Origin of the sequence: Ferrithrix thermotolerans DSM 19514 (assembly GCF_900128965.1) — a bacterium.
Classification (GTDB): Bacteria; Actinomycetota; Acidimicrobiia; order Acidimicrobiales; family Acidimicrobiaceae; genus Ferrithrix; species Ferrithrix thermotolerans.
In genome coordinates, this window is sequence record NZ_FQUL01000046.1 from 1 (window position 1) to 16613 (window position 16613).

Genomic DNA, 16613 nt, shown 5'->3' on the forward strand with positions numbered 1-16613 from the left:
CCGTTCATAGGTTGTGTAGCCTAGACCTCTCAAAATGACGGCTTCAATCTGGCCATACACCCAAGAACGCTCAACAACAAACCGATTCCTGGTCGATCTTGGCACCGGATTACCGCTTATTTCCGAAGAGCCGCTTTACGCCATATACAGATCTACTGAGCTTCCATAGAGTACCTGGGTACCAAGGGTTGGGTTGGTAAAGATGACTACCTTGGCGTTCTTGGGTCCATAAACGTTCCCAACTTGAAGCCCAGCACCTTGCAGCGCCTGTTGCGCCTGGGATAACGTATCATCTAATACGTTTGGTACCGTCACATACTGTGGACCCAACGAAACCACCACTGGAACGGTTGTACCAGGCAATACCATTGCACCGGGAGCCACCCCTTGTGAGATAATCTCTCCGGTTGGAACGGTGTTTGAGTAAGCAGTCGTAGAACTAATAGATAGTTGATCTGCCGTTAATGCAGAGGTAGCAGCTTGTTGCGACTCGCCAACCACGTTAGGTACCGCAACTGGGGCCGGACCTTTTGAAACAACTAATGTCACGTTAGATCCATAAGGTGCAAGACGTTGCGGAGCTGGGGTCGTCGATATGACGTCCCCGCTTTTGACTGTGGAGGAGTAGGCACTTTGGACAATAAAGTGCAAGTGATCAGCTGTTATCTCTTGCTCTGCAGTTGCCTGCGTAGCGCCTACGACACCTGGTACCGGAACCGGAGCTGGACCTGCAGAAAGCGTAAGATCGACCTCTACGTTTTTAGAGATCTTTGATCCGGGCTTTGGAAACTCCGATAGAACAAGCCCTATCGGCACCGTAGGAGAGTACGCCTTACCAGACACCAGCGCCTTAAGTCCCACCTTTGCGATCGCAGAAGTGGCCTGTGGCGGAGTCAACCCCATCACGGAGGGGACAGTAGCGCTCGTGGCACTCTGGTACAACGAAGCCGCTGCAAAGGTCGCCGCCGAGAGAAAGACCGTTACAACGATCCACATGACAAGTCCTCGCCAACCCCTTAGAGACCTGCCTTTGGACCGTCTTGCTTGTTCTTTTATCCCCGAGGAACTAAGATCACCAGCAACATCGATCGAACCGTCGACCACTGTCATCGTCGAGATGCTATCGCTACCTAGAGCGAAGGTTGTTGTTGAGACGTCGAGCTCTCCGTCGTAGACTGTAGGCACCTCACCCTTGAGATCTCGGGAAGGAAACCCAACACTCCCTGCCAACTGTGTATCTCCGTCATCGATATCTATTACTGGAGATATTGGAGTCCCTCTCTCTCTGAGAGCTTTGTACTCTTCCCTGTGAAGCGGGACTATTGGTTCGGCAGGCTCCAAGGATCTAGACAGTACCAACAGTTCTGCCAAGAGCTCCTCGGCGTCGTAACGCTCCATCGGGTCTCGACGTAACGACCTTCTTAGTATTGGTTCAAGAACTCCGGAGCCATCGGGGGGCTCTACATCACCTTTTAGACGGGCTCGAAGGATCTCAAAGGTATCTTTGCCGTCAAATGGAAGCGTTCCTGCAACCATCTCGTAAAGGATCAGTCCAAGTGAGTATATATCGCTTTGTTTTAGTGCTGTTTCTCCATTTGCCTGTTCAGGTGATGCGTACTTTGCCGTGCCCAACAGAACTCCCTTAGGTTCGCTCCAACTCGGCTCCGCCAGTGTACGCGCTAGTCCAAAGTCGGCGATCTTTATGTGGCCACCCTCATCAAAGATCAAGTTTGCAGGTTTGAGGTCCCTGTGAATATAGCTATATTTATGTGCATACCTAAGTCCAGAGACACATTGGAGGGCTATCTGTACAACCTGTGACGGGCTAGGCTTAAACCCCGAGGAAAGATGTTCGCGTAAAGATCCACCGCTTAGGAGTTCCACCACCAAGTAGGGACCGGTGAGAGATTCACCCCAATCGTAGACCGACATGATCGATGGATTAGACAGTGCAGCCGCAGCTTTAGCTTCAGCTCGAAAACGCTGCAGGAATACCCTGTCAGATGCGAGCTGGGAGTGCAGAAGTTTGATGGCCACTGCTCTAGACAGATTGGAGTCGACGGCTAAGTAGACATCTCCGGAGGCGCCATGTCCTATCGAGGCAAGCAGCTTGTACCTGCCACCAAGCACCAGACCTAGCTTTTCTCCTACTCCATTTACGCCACTCAGTTACTTCACCTTACGCGTTGTCTCGGTCCGACCATTACATAGTCTATTATCGGCTTTCTTTCAGCAAAGATAAGAACTCGCCTTCTCCGATGATACCAACCCCTAACCTCTCAGCCTTAGTCAGCTTCGACGCACCTGGATTTGCCCCGACTATCAGATAACTGGTCTTTGAGGATGGGGAGGACGAAACCTTACCTCCTCTTTTGATGATAGCCCTTTCTGCTTCCTCTCTCGTAAATCCCGACAGAGTGCCCGTGACAACGAAAGACATCCCTGCCAGGCTCTGAGGATAGATCTCTTCTTCATCCGAAACACTCTTACTTAGTCCAACCCCTACTTCAATCAAGGACTGTATTAGCCCCTTAGTCACGGGGTCCGTTACATACCTAACCACGGAGTTCGCTATAACCTCGCCAAGACCATCAACCCTGGAGAGCGACTCGGAGTCCACCTGCAAGAGCCCCTCTAAAGTACCTACTACATTCGCCACCTTCGTCGCCGCCGTCGCCCCGACATGGCGAATCGCCAGGCCCACGATTACCCGATACAGCGGTTGAGTCTTTGAGTTTTCTATAGCAGTCAGCAGTTTCGTTGCAGAGAGCTCTTTGAACTTGTCCAGACCAAGCAGATCCTCCTTGGTTAGTCGATATAAGTCAGAAGGATCCCTCACTAAAGATCGCTCCACTAGTTGCTGCACCCTCTGTTCACCTAAACCTTCGATATCCATAGCCTCACGTGACGCAAAAAAGGCAACCCTTTGAACCGTCTGAGCTGGACATAAGTAGTTCACACAAAAGTGATCCGACTCTCCCAGATCGCGCACTAAAGGTCCTCCGCAACTGGGACATACCTTAGGGAAATTCCAGGGTTTTGAGTCTTTGGGCCTTAGATCCAGCACCGGACCGACTACCTCTGGGATAACGTCTCCGGCTTTTCGTACAACCACGTGGTCCGACGGTCTAACGTCTTTGAAGCGCACCTGATCCTCGTTGTGTAGGGTTGCCATCGACACCGTAGACCCTCCAACAAAGACAGGCTCAAGAACTGCGAACGGCGTTGCTTTGCCCGACTTTCCGATCGAGACCATAATATCTTTGAGCAACGTCACCCGTTCCTCGGGCGGGAACTTGTAAGCGATTGCCCACCTGGGAGCCCTCGTCGTTGTACCTAGAATCTCTCTTAGCCTAAGGTCGTTTACCTTTACAACGGCACCGTCAATCTCATAGGGAAGATCATGGCGCCGGAGGTTCAGCCTCTCTATCTCCGCCTCTATCAGAGCCTCGTTTGAGGCCGTCTTGATTAGCGGATTAACTGGAAACCCGAGCTCCCTCAGCAGATTGAGTGTCTCCATGTGAGTAACGAGAGTCGGTCCTCCTTCAATCTCCCCCAACTGATAAGACCAAAAGCTCAAAGAGCGGGAGGCGGTGATGTTAGGGTCTTTCTGTCTCAATGAGCCTGCCGCAGAGTTTCTCGGATTAGCAAATACTGGCCTCCCCTGGGCTAGCTGCTGAAGATTCAGTGCCTCGAAAGATTTAATCGACATATATACCTCCCCCCTTACCTCCAATAACGATATCTCTCCTGCTGAAGCGGGGAGCTTCTTGGGAATCTCGGAGATAGTCTCAACGTTCGCAGTCACGTCTTCCCCTACCACTCCGTCCCCCCGAGTAGCTGCACGCGTAAGCAGTCCGTCTTGGTAAAGCAACGATATCGCCAAACCATCTATCTTTGGTTCAAGGACGAACTCTATGGACTCTGAGCTATTCCCAGCCTGAATCAACATGCGTCTTACTCGCTGGAACCACTCTTGTAACTCTTCTTTGCTGAAGACGTTGTCGAGACTCATCATCTGAGATCTATGTCTCACGGGAGAAAAAAGTCGACTTAGAGAGCCTCCTACTCTCTGGGTTGGGGAGTCTGCCGTCACTAGACCAGGAAAGTTCTCTTCGAGACTCCTAAGTTCCCGCATCATGTTGTCGTAGTCGAAGTCTGAGATAGTGGGAGAGTCCTTGACGTAGTACGCCTCGTTAGCCTCCTCTATCAGCCTTCGTAGCTCCTCGATCCGCTTCGCAGCCGCTACCTGGTCGTCCACCTCTACTCCTTGACTAAGGCGGAACCAAGGACAACATCGTCGTCGTAGAACGCAAGAAGCTGTCCCGGTGCAACTCTTCTCCTGGGCTGGAGATACCTAATGGTGTCACGATCAAGATACGCTGGAACAGCTGTGCCATGCGCAGCACCTTGAACCAAGATCTCATGTTCGGGACTAGGACCAGCTTCGCCGCTGGCAAACACTGCGTTATGGATGCGTTGACTCCTTACATACAGGTCACGTTCTGCTCCAAGAACCACCGTTGCACTCGTAGCGTCCTTGTCGATCACGTAGTGCCGCTTAGCGTCCCCTAAAGTACCTACACCCTTACGCTGACCAACGGTCACGGTCTCAAAGATTAGGTCCATGTCCAGCTCGTTCCTAGTTGAGGCATCCACAACCTTGGCACGCCTTAGGGGAATTCGCTCGCCTAGGAAGTTTACACGCCCTTGCGTCTTTGTGATAAAACATACCTCAAGCGAGTCACCTTTGTCCGCATTGCGAAATCCAAATCCTCTTGCGATCTCCCTGACTTGAGTCTTTGGGTACTCACCAACCGGGAGCATGAGGCGCTTGATCTGCCAACTCTTTAGCATCGAGAGCACATAAGACTGATCCTTAGCCCTGTCAACACCTCGGGCCAAGTGGATCTTTCCACGATGGTCAACGACTCTTGCGTAGTGTCCTGTAGCGAGGTAGTCAAATCCCAGACGGACCGCCCGCTCAAGGAGCAGGTCAAATTTTATGTGGCGGTTGCACTCCGCACAAGGGTTGGGGGTCTCGCCCCGACTGTGGGAGGTTACGTAAGGGTCGACCACCTTCGCTTCAAACTCCTCAGTGAAGTTAAAGACGAAGTGTTTGATACCGATCTGGGTTGCAACTCGCCGTGCGTCCTCGACGTCAGATACAGAGCAACATCCTGAGTCCGAGGTTCCACCCCAAAGTTTCAAGGTCGCACCCACAACCTCATGGCCCTGTTCCACCAAAAGTCCAGCCGCCACCGATGAATCCACCCCGCCAGACATAGCGACCATCACCTTAGCCATATCGATCCACCAAAGAAGTCGCTAACCGACGTGAAAGAAGGGCTAAAGAGGCTCAAGGCTGATACGCTACCTTTAGATCTGAAAGCGTTGTCGCACAGATACTTGAACGATCGGTAATAATGCCGTCGACACCAACTTCGACCAAGTGTTCCATCTGAGATCTCTCATTGATGGTCCATACATGCACAGCAACTCCGCAGTCATGAGCAAACTCGACGAAAGAAGCGTCAAGATACTCAATACCACCGTAAGAGCCCGGTATCTGTAGCGCCACATAAGGAAGGGGAAGTGTCTCTGGCCGATGTCTATCAGCTAAAAAGTCGTTGTAAAAGTGCAGTGCCTCTTCAGGGGAGGCAGCGGTGTAGAGTTCAGGGAACTGGTCTCTAATCCTGTCAAGTGGGGCCTGCAAAAACGAGGCAAAGATAGTTGAATCTATTAGATCCCTCTCTACTATCTCACTTACAACCTTAGCCTCAAACTCAGCTTCGGATCCTAAGTCTTCCTTGATATCGATGTTTAAGAATGTGTTCTTCGCAGCCTCAACAACCTCTTTGAGTGTCGGGACCCGAAACTTTGGATCTTCCTTTGCAAGACCCCTGTAGGGGTAGGCATCCTCTGACAACTGATGATCTTCTTCTGAATCATTGTTTCCAAAGTAGTAAGCCGCATCGAGACCTCTAATCTCTTCAAGCGTCAGGTCCCTAACGTTACCGGATCCGTCGGTAGTCCTCTCTACAGAGTCGTCATGCAGGCATACAGCCTCCAAGTCTTTGGTTGGATGCACATCGATCTCGATGGCGCTGGCGCCCGCAAAAATCGCCCTTTCAACCGCAAAGACAGTTGAGGATGGAGCCTCTAGGGCACCCCCTCTATGTGCATAACATAAAACTCTTCTGCTGATCCACGGATTAGACATCATTAATACCCTAGTTAGTAAACTATCCTTTCAGGAAATGCTTGATCATATACTTCTCGATTTTGTTGCCAACCTAAAGTCCTCTCTTGAGAGTTCTATGCTCGAAAAAGCTGGTGTGGAGGAGCGTTTCCAGATAGATGTTTGGCTTGGCGACATAAGCTTTGAAACATCTTACTCTCTCCCAGGGGAGGACAACCCACCTACAGTGAGAGCCGACATATCGCTTGAATGGCCCACTTGGAGCCAGAGTAACTTTAGGTCATGGACCTTAGGAGAGGGCTTTGAAGAAGGTGCGGACATAAACGTCGAGGTAGCAATAAGGGCTCAGCACAGAAAAAATCCTCTTGAACTGAACGAATATACATCTTCACTTCCAGCATCGTCACCCACCATGTTCGCGACGCGCTTTGAACTTACGTCAATATCTGAAGAGACTAGTTACGAACCTAACTCCAAGGAAAAAGAAAACTCGATCGAGTTTGTCTACGATGCTACCTTGCACATAGACGAGAACCTCGTCGAAGACCAAACAGCACTTGAGCGCGAACTCGAACCCTTCGGTGCATGGATTGCGTCTTTGCTTGTCAGGGTCTCAGATCTAAAGCTCACCCGATGACCGCTCAAAAGCGACGTCCGCTGTTTTGAAACTCTGACTTTACTGCGAAGCCGAGTTAGCACTTTATCCAGGCATTGTTTTTATTACCTCTTTGGATTCGTCTCCCTGAATAAAGTATCCGCCTTCGCCGGTCCCCAACTCCCCGGTGGGTAGGTATATACGTCCTCGATCTCCAAGATGCGATCGACGATCCTCCACGACTCAAGCACCGACTCCTGCGTCGCGAAGCGTGAGTGGTCTCCGGCGACTGCGTCCTCGATCAGACGTGCATAACTATCGGCCCCTTGGTTCGGCAACTCTTCACTCTCAGAGATCGTCAACTCTACAGGATGCGGAGTCATGTGAGACCCGGGTTGCTTGGAAAGCACCCTCAGGGCTATCTTTCCATCGGGCTTGAATCTAAAGACAAACTTGTTAGGTTCAAGCTCCTCGGTACTTTCACGTGAGAACAGGTTTTGGGGAGGTACTTTGAACTCAACAACGGCCTCAGTGACCGTCTCGGCCATATTCTTACCGGATCTGACAAGAAACGGAACACCACTCCAGCGCCAGGATTCGATGTAACACCGAAGCGCAAAAAAAGTTGGGGTCTTGGACTCAGCATCGACGCCTTTTTCATACAGATAGCCTTTATACCTGCCCACAACGACGTCGTCAGGAGAGATCTCGGGCATAGCCCTTAGTACTTTAAGCTTTTCATCTGAGATGGATCGGGAGTCCATGTCGATAGGAGGCTCCATCGCCAAAAGGCACAGTAGCTGGAGGAGGTGGTTTTGAAACACGTCCCTGATAGCACCGACTGAGTCGTAGAAAGCTCCCCGCCCCTCTACGCCAAAGTCCTCTGCCAACGTGATCGTCACTTTATTGACATAAGTACGATTCCAAAGTGGCTCCAAGACGGCGTTAGCAAACCTGAAAACCATTAGATTTTGGATAGCTTCTTTCCCAAGGAAGTGGTCGATACGGAAGATCGATGAGTCTGGGAAAACCGCCGTCAAGCAGTTATTTAGCTCGACCGCCGATGCGTAGTCTCTACCGAGAGGCTTTTCGACGATCAATTTTCCTCTCGCCGTAAGGCCAACTTCCTCAAGTGAGGTACAGACCTTTTCGAACATAGAAGGTGGAATAGCTAGATAAAAGAGAACGTCTTCGTCTTCGCTGATATGACGTCTTAGATGTTCAAAGGTGTCTTTATTGTTGTAATCGCCTGCCTGATATCGCAAATCGCTCAGAAAATCCGCCAGCACCTCATCTTGTACGTTTTCACCTTGGGACTGATAGATCGCCTTCTTGGCGAGATCCCGAAACTCCTCGTTGGTAAAGGGGGTTGAAGAGACTCCGATGACGCTTAGTCGAACCTCCTTTGCCGCCCTGATTAGGTATAGAGCAGGTAACAACATCTTTCGGGAGAGATCGCCGGATGCTCCAAAGAGCACGAACACAGCCCTTCTTCGACCATCGAAGCCAGAACTGCTTACTTGGGACTCGGTTACTTCATCTATTACATCTGACAAGGTGCACCTCCACGAGGACCGTTCGACTCCGGTTTAGACCACTTTGCCTCTTAGAGCACTAAAACGAACACAGTTGTGACCTAGCCACAAAGAACCCAAACCACTAGAGCCATCACTCCACTTCTTTCAACACCTTAGTTTCGGAGAGACTTCCCGCGACCTAAACACTTCCAAGGTACGGCTCAATCAGATCAATCAGTGACCGCTCGGGTCGCGCACCAAAGTGAGAGATAACCTCTGTTGCGCACGCCACTCCTATCTCACAAGCCGACCTTAGTCCCTTTCCTCTCACCAACCCATATAGGTAGCCAGATGCAAATAGATCTCCGGCACCGGTAGTGTCCACAACCGGACCGGAGGTATCGGCGGGAACCTCAACGATCTCGCCGTTTCCAAAGCCTATTACCCCCTCCCCCCCACAAGTGATCGCTCCTTCAAAGCCATCTTTGAGAAAGGTTTCCGCCACGGCTCTCACGTCGGATACACCCATAAGAGCCTCAAACTCTCCTTCGTTGCCAAGCAAGTTCGTGATAACCCCAACCTTTAGAAGGTCAAGGAGACTCCCAAAGATCCTCTCCACCAGGTAGCGGTCCGATAGAGAAAGTACTACTTTTACTCCTCTCCTCCTAAGGTCAGGGGCAAGGTGTCTGAGCGTCTCAAAGACGGAGGCGACTTCCAGCAAGTATCCCTCCACATACAGCACCTTTGCAGGTCTTTCGAGGTAGGTCTCAACAATCGCACCGTTGATCGCTGAAGCGGAACCCAAGTAGGTGGCCATGGTTCTTTCGCCGTCATCTGTAACAAAAACGAGGCACCTCCCCGTTCCGAGATTGGGTGACTCGAACTCCCTAAAGACAGACACCCCGGCCTCTCTCATCTCCTGCGAGAAACGTTCTCCGAGTTCATCGTTGTCAAAGAGACCACAAAATGTAGTACTTACTCCAAGGTTTGCAAGAGCTGCTGCGGTGTTTGCAGCTGAGCCGCCACTTTTGACCTCTTTGGCCACATGAAGAGTCGCTACCTCCATGGCGACCTCCCTGCCCACTAAGGTCATAGACGATCGGGCAAGCCCCAACCGTCTTAGATCGTCATCTGATGCCTCAATGAAGACATCTACTATGGCAGATCCCAGACAGGCGACCTCGAACTCCTCCACAGATTTCCTTTCACAAGTGCAAATCCAATAACGATCACTTTAGGAGATGCCCCTGAAAGTAAGCTTCATTGAGACCACGTAGCTGAAAAAGAATTATCCGTGGATTTCAATGCGTCTGCGACAATCCAAGTCTGAAACGCACCAGCAAATCTCTTGGAAGCTAATGCAACTTTACTTTCAAAGAAAATATGCACTATCTGTGCCACAGAGGCGGCAACGCTGAATTAGCATACCGAGAGTGAGAGATAACAACATGTATCGGCTTTCGCCCACCGCAATCCCAAAGTCATACGACCTTGAAATCAAGCCAAACCTCGACGACTTCACGTTCGAGGGGACGGTGTCCATAACTCTTCAGGTTCCTACCCCTACCTCCGTGATAGAACTAAACGCAAAGGACCTAACGGTAACCTCAGCCTCTGTGAGAGGCGGCGACGGTAACGAACAAGTGCTTCAAGTAGCGCACGACAACGAACACGAGATTCTAACCCTACAAGCAAGCACTGTAATAGATGCTGGGACAACGGTCGTCGACATAGCCTTCAGCGGGGAACTGAAAGACGACCTCGCCGGCTTTTACCGCTCCTCTTACCAAGACGCCTCGGGAGAAACCCGCTATATCGCCACAACACAATTTGAATCTACGGATGCCAGGAAGGCCTTCCCCTGTTTCGACGAGCCAGATCTAAAGGCTACGTTCAAGATTCACCTTGTGGTTCCAAGGCATCTCGAGGCGATATCAAACTACCCAGTCTCCTTAGTAGAAGAAGTTTCACCCACAGAAAAGCGCATCACTTTCGAAGAGACGATGCCTATCTCCACGTATTTGGTCGCCTTTATCGTGGGACCTTTCCGCTCTCCCAAAGTTGAGACAACTACCTCAGGAGTGCCGGTCCGAGTCCTCTCTATCGAAGGCTCGCACGAACTTAGTGAGTTTGCCTACGACGTAGCCCTGCACGCAGTCAAGTTCTTTGAGGATTGGTTTGAGATACCCTATCCAGCTCCGAAACTTGACCTCATAGCGATCCCCGACTTCGGTGCAGGAGCGATGGAGAACCTTGGAGCGGTCACTTTCAGGGAAGCCCTCCTGCTCGTCGATCAAAGACTTGCTTCAAAAGCAGAACTCGAGAGAGTTGCAGACGTGATATGCCACGAGATAGCCCATATGTGGTTCGGTGATCTGGCCACTATGAAGTGGTGGAACGGGATATGGCTAAATGAGGCCTTTGCCACGTACATGGAGCTAGTCGCTTGCAACGCCTTCAGACCTAGCTGGAAGAGGTGGGACTCCTTTGGAATTAGCCGTCTTGAGGCCATGGATATAGACGCTCTTCCCTCTACCCGACCAATAGAGTATCCGGTAATGTCTCCATCCGACGCTGAAGAGATGTTTGACCTGCTCACTTACGAAAAGGGCGCCTCCGTCCTCAAAATGATCCAGGAATACCTGGGAGTGGACCGATTCAGAGCCGGGGTGTCACTATACCTAGACCGCTATCGGCTCTCTAACGCCGAGACCACGGATCTTTGGTCATGTATCGAGGAGGCCAGCGGCGAGCCGATGAACGAAACGATGAGGAGTTGGGTGTTTCAAGGAGGACACCCACTTATTACAGCATCTCTTGAGAACAACAGGATTCAACTGAGCCAAGAACCCTTCAGATACCTAAACCGCAGTGATGACCCACAAGGTAGTATCGGTTCGGCCTGGCTTGTTCCGATAAAGGTAAGAGTAGACGGACAAGAACATACAGTGCTACTACAAGGACCCACTCTGGAGCTTGAAGTTGGAGGTGGGATAGAAGACGTTTATGTAAACGCAGACGGGTTTGGCGTTTTTCGAACCATGTACAAAGGTGAACTGCGTGACAAAGCTATCTCGGGGTATGGCCAGCACTCAGTTACAGAGAGATTCAACCTAATCTCCGACTCATGGGCATTGGTTCTTTCCGAGCGGGATACTCTCAAGAACTACATCTCACTCCTCCGAGCAAGCGCAACCGAGCGAGATCCAAACGTCTTACGCTTGATCTACTCGAGCATCTCTCTGTTGAATCGGATTGCAGACTCCGACCAAAAAGAAGCCGTCTCCTCCCTTGTCAGGGAGCTTTTCTCGCCGATCATCTTGGAGCTAGGAACAGAAGAAAGCGAAGAGGAATCCGAGGAACAAGCCCTTGCGCGTGCGATAGCCTTCGAGGCACTGGGGGTAATCTCCAACGACAAGGAGATCGGCGCCAAAGCTAACGAACTTTTCCGGATGGACATATCGGGTCTTGCACCTATCCCCCCCAACCTTGCGTCAGCTACTCTGCGTGTGGTCGCCACCCAAGGAGACGACAGCGACTTTGCATTCATGCTCGATAGATACAGAAACCCCAGGGATCCCCAGGACAAACTCCGCAATCTCTACGCCGTTACCGTCTTTAGGTCGCCGACATTGTCTTTGAAAGTGGCAGAGATGTGCAAGGGAGAGATCCGTATTCAAGATGCCTTTATCGTGCTTGCGAACCTTATCGCCAACCCCTTCACCGGCGACCGGGTAATCGCCTACATAATCGACAACTTTGCTGAACTGAGCGCTCGATTTCCTGAAAAAACCCGGCCTTCGATCTTTAGGACTGTTCCTCTTCTCTGCACGGAGACGTCAGCTCCTCTGGCAAGCAGGGTCGAACAGTTCTTCGCTGACAACCCCATGCCCAGCGGAAAGAGGAACATAGCCCAGCAACTCGAGCGTTACCGTCTCAACCTCAGACTCAGAGAGAACTACGGATCTCGCCTCGCTAACGAGTTGTCATAGAAGACAAGCGGGTAACATCTAAGCATTTACGAGCGACTATGTGGGTGAGCCCGTAGTAGTCGAGAATCAAGGCAGCTGAGGTAGAGCATGGACAACTCCAAAGACAAGATACTGGTCGTCGACGACGAGATATCCCAGCGGAAGTTGATCAAGACATACCTTCTAAAGCAGGACTACGACGTTATCGAGGCCGGTGACTACGTCGAGGCGATGAAAGCCTTGGACCAAAGCGGTCCAGACCTCGCTCTTGTGGACGTGATGTTACCTGGCACTGACGGTTACGACCTTGTTCGCTCTATCCGGACACGATCGAACATACCGATAATAATGCTCACCGCTCGAGGTGAAGAGGCAGCGAAGGTAGCAGGTCTCGAGATCGGTGCCGATGACTATGTTGTAAAGCCCTACTCCCCAAATGAGGTTCTATCACGGATTCGAGCACAGCTCAGAAGAGCAAAGGGAGACCGGTCACACAGCTCCACGGTGAGCGTCGGGGACGTACACTTAGACCGCGCAGCAAGAAGATGCTTTGTCGGTAACAAGGAGATCGAACTGTCCCGCAGAGAGTTCGATCTTCTTTGGATATTTGCCACCAATCCAGGCAAGGTCTTTACTCGAGAGAGTCTGTTGATGGCAGGGTGGGGAACATCTTATGTCGTCGAAAAGACCGTAGATGTACATATCGCCTCGCTTCGAAAGAAACTAGGTGATGTACTGAACATCAAGTCACTTCGTGGAATAGGCTATCGGCTAGACACGTGATGCTCAAGAAGTTAGGATCAGTAAGGAACTTAGTGCTCTTAGCCACCCTTACGGTGGCCGCTGTGGGACTTGTACTTTCGTACTTCATAGCGACGGTGATCGAGGAAAGTGCTCAAGAGAATCGTACTCAGGCAAAGATGGAGTACCTCGCCTCTGCTATTCGCTCTACCCTAACCGAACCAGATGCCAAAGTTCTTTTGAACTCAATAGCGGAAGCAAACGAGGACACATATGGAATAGTGGTTCAAAAAGGAGGCCAGACCTTCTTTATATCCTCTCCAAAGCTACCTCCAGGGAAGGAGATATCGGTATCGCAAAACATCGGCCCCTACCACATAACCGTATACTCAATGATAGGTTCGCTTACCTCTGTATCTACTGAGATAACAGTAGTATCGGCGGTGCTTGCGCTGCTAATAATCCTTGCTGGACTCATGACCGGGACGCTTTTGACTAGAAGTCTTCGGGGACCGATTGGCGAAGTGGTTACCGCCGCCGAGAAAATAGCTTCAGGTGACCTATCTGCCAGAATCAGTCCTGGTGGTCCAGAAGAGATCGCCAAGTTGGCCAGGGCATTTGACTTTATGGCCCAACATCTTGAAGAGTCTGAAGAGACAAAGCGCCGATTTCTGTCTGATCTTGCCCATGAGATCGCTACTCCACTCAACTCGATATCGGGCTTCGCATTAGCTCTTTCTGATGGCACGATAACTGACTCTAGGGAGAGAGAGGAGGTTGTGCAGATCATTGAGATGGAGACAAAGAGAGTCAGGAGCTTGCTTGAGGATCTACGCAACCTCGACACCTTGGACATGTTGTACCGAAAGACCACAGAAGAGATAAATGTTCGATCCTACCTTGAGGAACTTGCCCTTAGACTAAAACCCCAGGCATCCGAAAAACGAGCAACTATAAGAGTCGAAAGCCCTGCGAAGCTCAACTTAGTCACAGACAAGCACCTCTTGGACATGGTGATGCAGAACTTCCTGACAAATGCGATTCGATACATTGGCTCAAAGGAAGGTCTGATAGTTCTCTATGGAAACGAGCGCGGCCAGCACGAGGTGGTTATAGGTGTTCGGGACAACGGTATTGGTATAGCCAAAGAGCACTTACCACTTATCTTCGATAGGCTTTACCGAGTCGACAGCGCCCGGGACCGCCAGAGCGGAGGATCGGGCCTTGGTCTTTCTCTGGCTCAAAGAGCCGCTCTTAACCTTGGCGGAAAAATTGAAGTTGATTCAAAGGTCGGCGAGGGTTCTGACTTTCGCCTTATTCTTCCCAAAGAAATAGGCTTCAAGAGACGAAAACGAGAGCCCAAGGTCATAACCACCTCAGAGCATGCAACAAATCACAGTAATACTCAGAACCGCACAGGTCTTTCTTCGGACATGGAGAGCCATTAGAGGATCGGCAAAGATATGCGAGATGGAGCCTATGGCTACTGAAGTGCTGAATACGCATATCTATAGGCCGCATCTCAATCGTGTGGCTGATGTATGTCGCTTGAATCTCCCGTTACCACACTCACAACTTTGGCGCCTGACCCTCTTGATACACGTGGCTATACGCTGGAACGCATGACTAGAAGGTAGATGCACTATTAGTGCAAAGAGAAGAAGGGTTTCCTCAAGACGCCCGTGCGTCACGCTAACCCCAGCGACGCAGTCGGTAACTGAGCAGTACATGTCGCATCCCAGCGGGTCGTGTATCAAGAAATTCTTGAAATAGCATGCTCAGACTCGCTTGATCCCACTCAAGGAAGGGTGCACCGGGAACGATACCTAAACGGACTCGTCCCACACGACGAGTCCGTCTTCATAGCTTGGGTTCGGTCCAACGATACTATCGGATTTTCCAGCGCTGATAAGTTCCGCAATGTCAACGGAGTCTCAAAATTCATGTGCCTTTATGACACCCTTGACCACTGAGACGGACCAATGGACGCTGTCTCATGTGAGTAGCGTCGATATACCAATCGCTTGTGGATTCCGTCGGGCAACTCTGTGTGTCTTAGACAGCAACTACGGAGCTCGCAGGTACGATCGGGCCAGCAATAGGCCGTAGACCACGGCACGAAGCAAGAGACGATCGGCGAGATCGGGTCGTGTGATTCGCTACAAGCGGACACTTACCAGACATGAGAAACTTACAAAGATTGGACACGCGTGAGGCGTCGAGAAGAACCACCTAGGAGCAGGCTTGGCCGGAACCCCAGCGCTTATCGCTACTTTGATGGAGATGGCGGGAACTAATACTGTAGAAATATCGATTGGCTTGGTCGCGCTTGGTGTCGTTACTGGCGTACTTTCGCATCGGTTTTTGAGGCTTCCTGCCAGCGTTGTCGCACTTGCAGTTGGAACATCTCTGGGCATATGGCATCGACTCCCAGAGATGAGTAGCTACACATCTGGGGCAACTACAACCGTTCTCTTTGGCACAGTTGGGCTAAGGATAGGAACTAGTAAGACTCGTCTCTGGGCCAAAGAGTTCTCGCAGAGACTACCACTAGGAGCACTACTGAGCCTGGCGCTCGTCTTTGCCTCTTTGGTAGCGATCGGAACCGGATTGCGACCCGCTTTCTTAATGGCGATCGCATTTATGACATCCTCTGTTGCTTTGGTGGGAGGCGCAACCAGAGGTGGCACGCCCCTCGCACTTTCGGTCGCTGCATCAGACGACCTCGCAGGTCTTGCGGTAATACTACTTCTGTCGCCAGATAAAGTAGTTGCGCTAGTAGCAGCAGCCACCTTGGTTTCATCGACCATAGCTCTCTCACGTTCGGATGGTTATCAAGCTCTAGTTCTGTCGGGTGTAACAGTCGTAGCCCTTTTCATGCTTCGCCACCTCGCACCACTAACGCTTATCGGTCCACTAGCTGCTCTATCTCTTGGGATACCGACGGGGCGTCACCTCTTCTCACGGCTTCATAACAGCACAGAGAAGATTACAACAGTCCTTGGACAGAGAGTTGCAGCCCCAGTTTTCTTTCTAGCTCAAGGTCTAAAGCTTCATAGCCTCAACTCCTCCACACTGAAAGTCGCTTTTGTGGTCGTCTTTGGAGTCATAGCATCAAGGGCAGTTTGGATCGTCGGCAGGAACAGATCGATACGCCTAGCAAGCGCCACCACTGCAAGAGGCGCAGTCACCTTTGTCACCTTTGCGCAAGCTCTATCTAAGGGAATGGTTGCCCGCTCGCTCCAAGGGGTCGTCATAGTCGCAGTTCTCTTATCCGCAGCGATTGCAGCTTTGTTGCTAGTGTCCCTAGCCAAAGTTTCGCTGTGAAACAGGAATTTTCAAGTTTCGGCCCCTGTTGAACCCACTATACACCTACTCTTTAGAGGAAAAGGCAATGACAATAGCTAAGCAGATATCGAGGAGCAACCCAAGCGGCGAAAGATTCACAAGGGTCTAAGAAGCGCACCGGCCGTAGACCAACCTACGTCGTCACGTTGAGCGATGAGGATAAAGAGTTCCTCACCTCCGTCATCGCCAAAGCTAGCGCTCCAGCTGTTCAAGTCACCAGAGCAAAGATAGCCCTGTTG

11 protein-coding genes are annotated in these 16613 nt (G+C 51.0%); 5 read left to right on the plus strand and 6 right to left on the minus strand.

The genetic code is table 11. The annotated features are described in order from the left end of the window. Positions 1–135: 135 nt before the first annotated feature. The 4 genes from BUA24_RS10615 to BUA24_RS10630 form a co-directional block, all read right to left on the minus strand. A complete protein-coding gene (locus tag BUA24_RS10615) occupies positions 136–2130 on the minus strand; it encodes a Stk1 family PASTA domain-containing Ser/Thr kinase (protein WP_072792334.1) in 1995 nt (664 codons plus the stop codon). A gap of 85 nt (positions 2131–2215) precedes the next feature. Further along, a complete protein-coding gene (gene ligA, locus BUA24_RS10620; RefSeq protein ID WP_072792336.1) occupies positions 2216–4261 on the minus strand; it encodes an NAD-dependent DNA ligase LigA in 2046 nt (681 codons plus the stop codon). Positions 4262–4263: 2 nt separating this feature from the next. Continuing rightward, positions 4264–5307, minus strand: a complete 1044-nt coding sequence (mnmA, locus tag BUA24_RS10625; protein ID WP_084660439.1) for a tRNA 2-thiouridine(34) synthase MnmA — start codon at positions 5305–5307, stop codon at positions 4264–4266. A gap of 52 nt (positions 5308–5359) precedes the next feature. Then, entirely contained in the window at positions 5360–6223 is an 864-nt protein-coding gene (locus BUA24_RS10630) for a glycerophosphodiester phosphodiesterase family protein (RefSeq protein ID WP_178138805.1), read from the minus strand. Positions 6224–6260: 37 nt separating this feature from the next. Between BUA24_RS10630 and BUA24_RS10635 the strand changes: the two genes are divergently transcribed. Next, positions 6261–6839 (plus strand): hypothetical protein, encoded by a 579-nt coding sequence (locus BUA24_RS10635; RefSeq protein ID WP_072792340.1) that lies wholly within the window; start codon positions 6261–6263, stop codon positions 6837–6839. An 83-nt stretch (positions 6840–6922) separates the two neighbouring features. On the opposite strand, the gene zwf is transcribed toward BUA24_RS10635, so the two are convergent. Both zwf and BUA24_RS10645 read right to left on the minus strand, forming a co-directional pair. Next, positions 6923–8353 carry a glucose-6-phosphate dehydrogenase gene (gene zwf / locus BUA24_RS10640; RefSeq protein ID WP_084660440.1) on the minus strand — a complete coding sequence of 477 codons (1431 nt, stop codon included), beginning with the start codon at positions 8351–8353 and terminating at the stop codon, positions 6923–6925. Between the two features lie 160 nt (positions 8354–8513). Continuing rightward, the gene (locus tag BUA24_RS10645; protein ID WP_072792342.1) at positions 8514–9509 is read right to left on the minus strand and encodes an adenosine kinase; all 996 of its coding nucleotides are present in this window, start codon (positions 9507–9509) and stop codon (positions 8514–8516) included. Positions 9510–9747: 238 nt separating this feature from the next. Between BUA24_RS10645 and BUA24_RS10650 the strand changes: the two genes are divergently transcribed. The 4 genes from BUA24_RS10650 to BUA24_RS10665 all read left to right on the plus strand — a co-directional run bounded on the left by BUA24_RS10650 (position 9748) and on the right by BUA24_RS10665 (position 16353). After that, on the plus strand, positions 9748–12306 hold the full coding sequence (locus BUA24_RS10650) for a M1 family metallopeptidase (protein ID WP_143146528.1): 2559 nt from the start codon (positions 9748–9750) through the stop codon (positions 12304–12306). An 87-nt stretch (positions 12307–12393) separates the two neighbouring features. Next, on the plus strand, positions 12394–13068 hold the full coding sequence (locus BUA24_RS10655) for a response regulator (RefSeq protein WP_072792346.1): 675 nt from the start codon (positions 12394–12396) through the stop codon (positions 13066–13068). Between the two features lie 32 nt (positions 13069–13100). After that, a complete protein-coding gene (locus tag BUA24_RS10660) occupies positions 13101–14474 on the plus strand; it encodes a HAMP domain-containing sensor histidine kinase (RefSeq protein WP_178138806.1) in 1374 nt (457 codons plus the stop codon). Between the two features lie 796 nt (positions 14475–15270). Next, positions 15271–16353, plus strand: a complete 1083-nt coding sequence (locus BUA24_RS10665) for a hypothetical protein (protein ID WP_072792350.1) — start codon at positions 15271–15273, stop codon at positions 16351–16353. Positions 16354–16613: the final 260 nt, after the last annotated feature.

What these genes read in the sequence shown, in the direction of transcription:
- BUA24_RS10630 (WP_178138805.1), bottom strand. Translation starts at nt 6,223, where the DNA reads ATGTCTAATCCGTGGATCAGCAGAAGAGTTTTATGTTATGCACATAGA.
- BUA24_RS10635 (WP_072792340.1), top strand. Translation starts at nt 6,261, where the DNA reads ATGCTTGATCATATACTTCTCGATTTTGTTGCCAACCTAAAGTCCTCT.
- BUA24_RS10655 (WP_072792346.1), top strand. Translation starts at nt 12,394, where the DNA reads ATGGACAACTCCAAAGACAAGATACTGGTCGTCGACGACGAGATATCC.
- mnmA (WP_084660439.1), bottom strand. Translation starts at nt 5,307, where the DNA reads ATGGCTAAGGTGATGGTCGCTATGTCTGGCGGGGTGGATTCATCGGTG.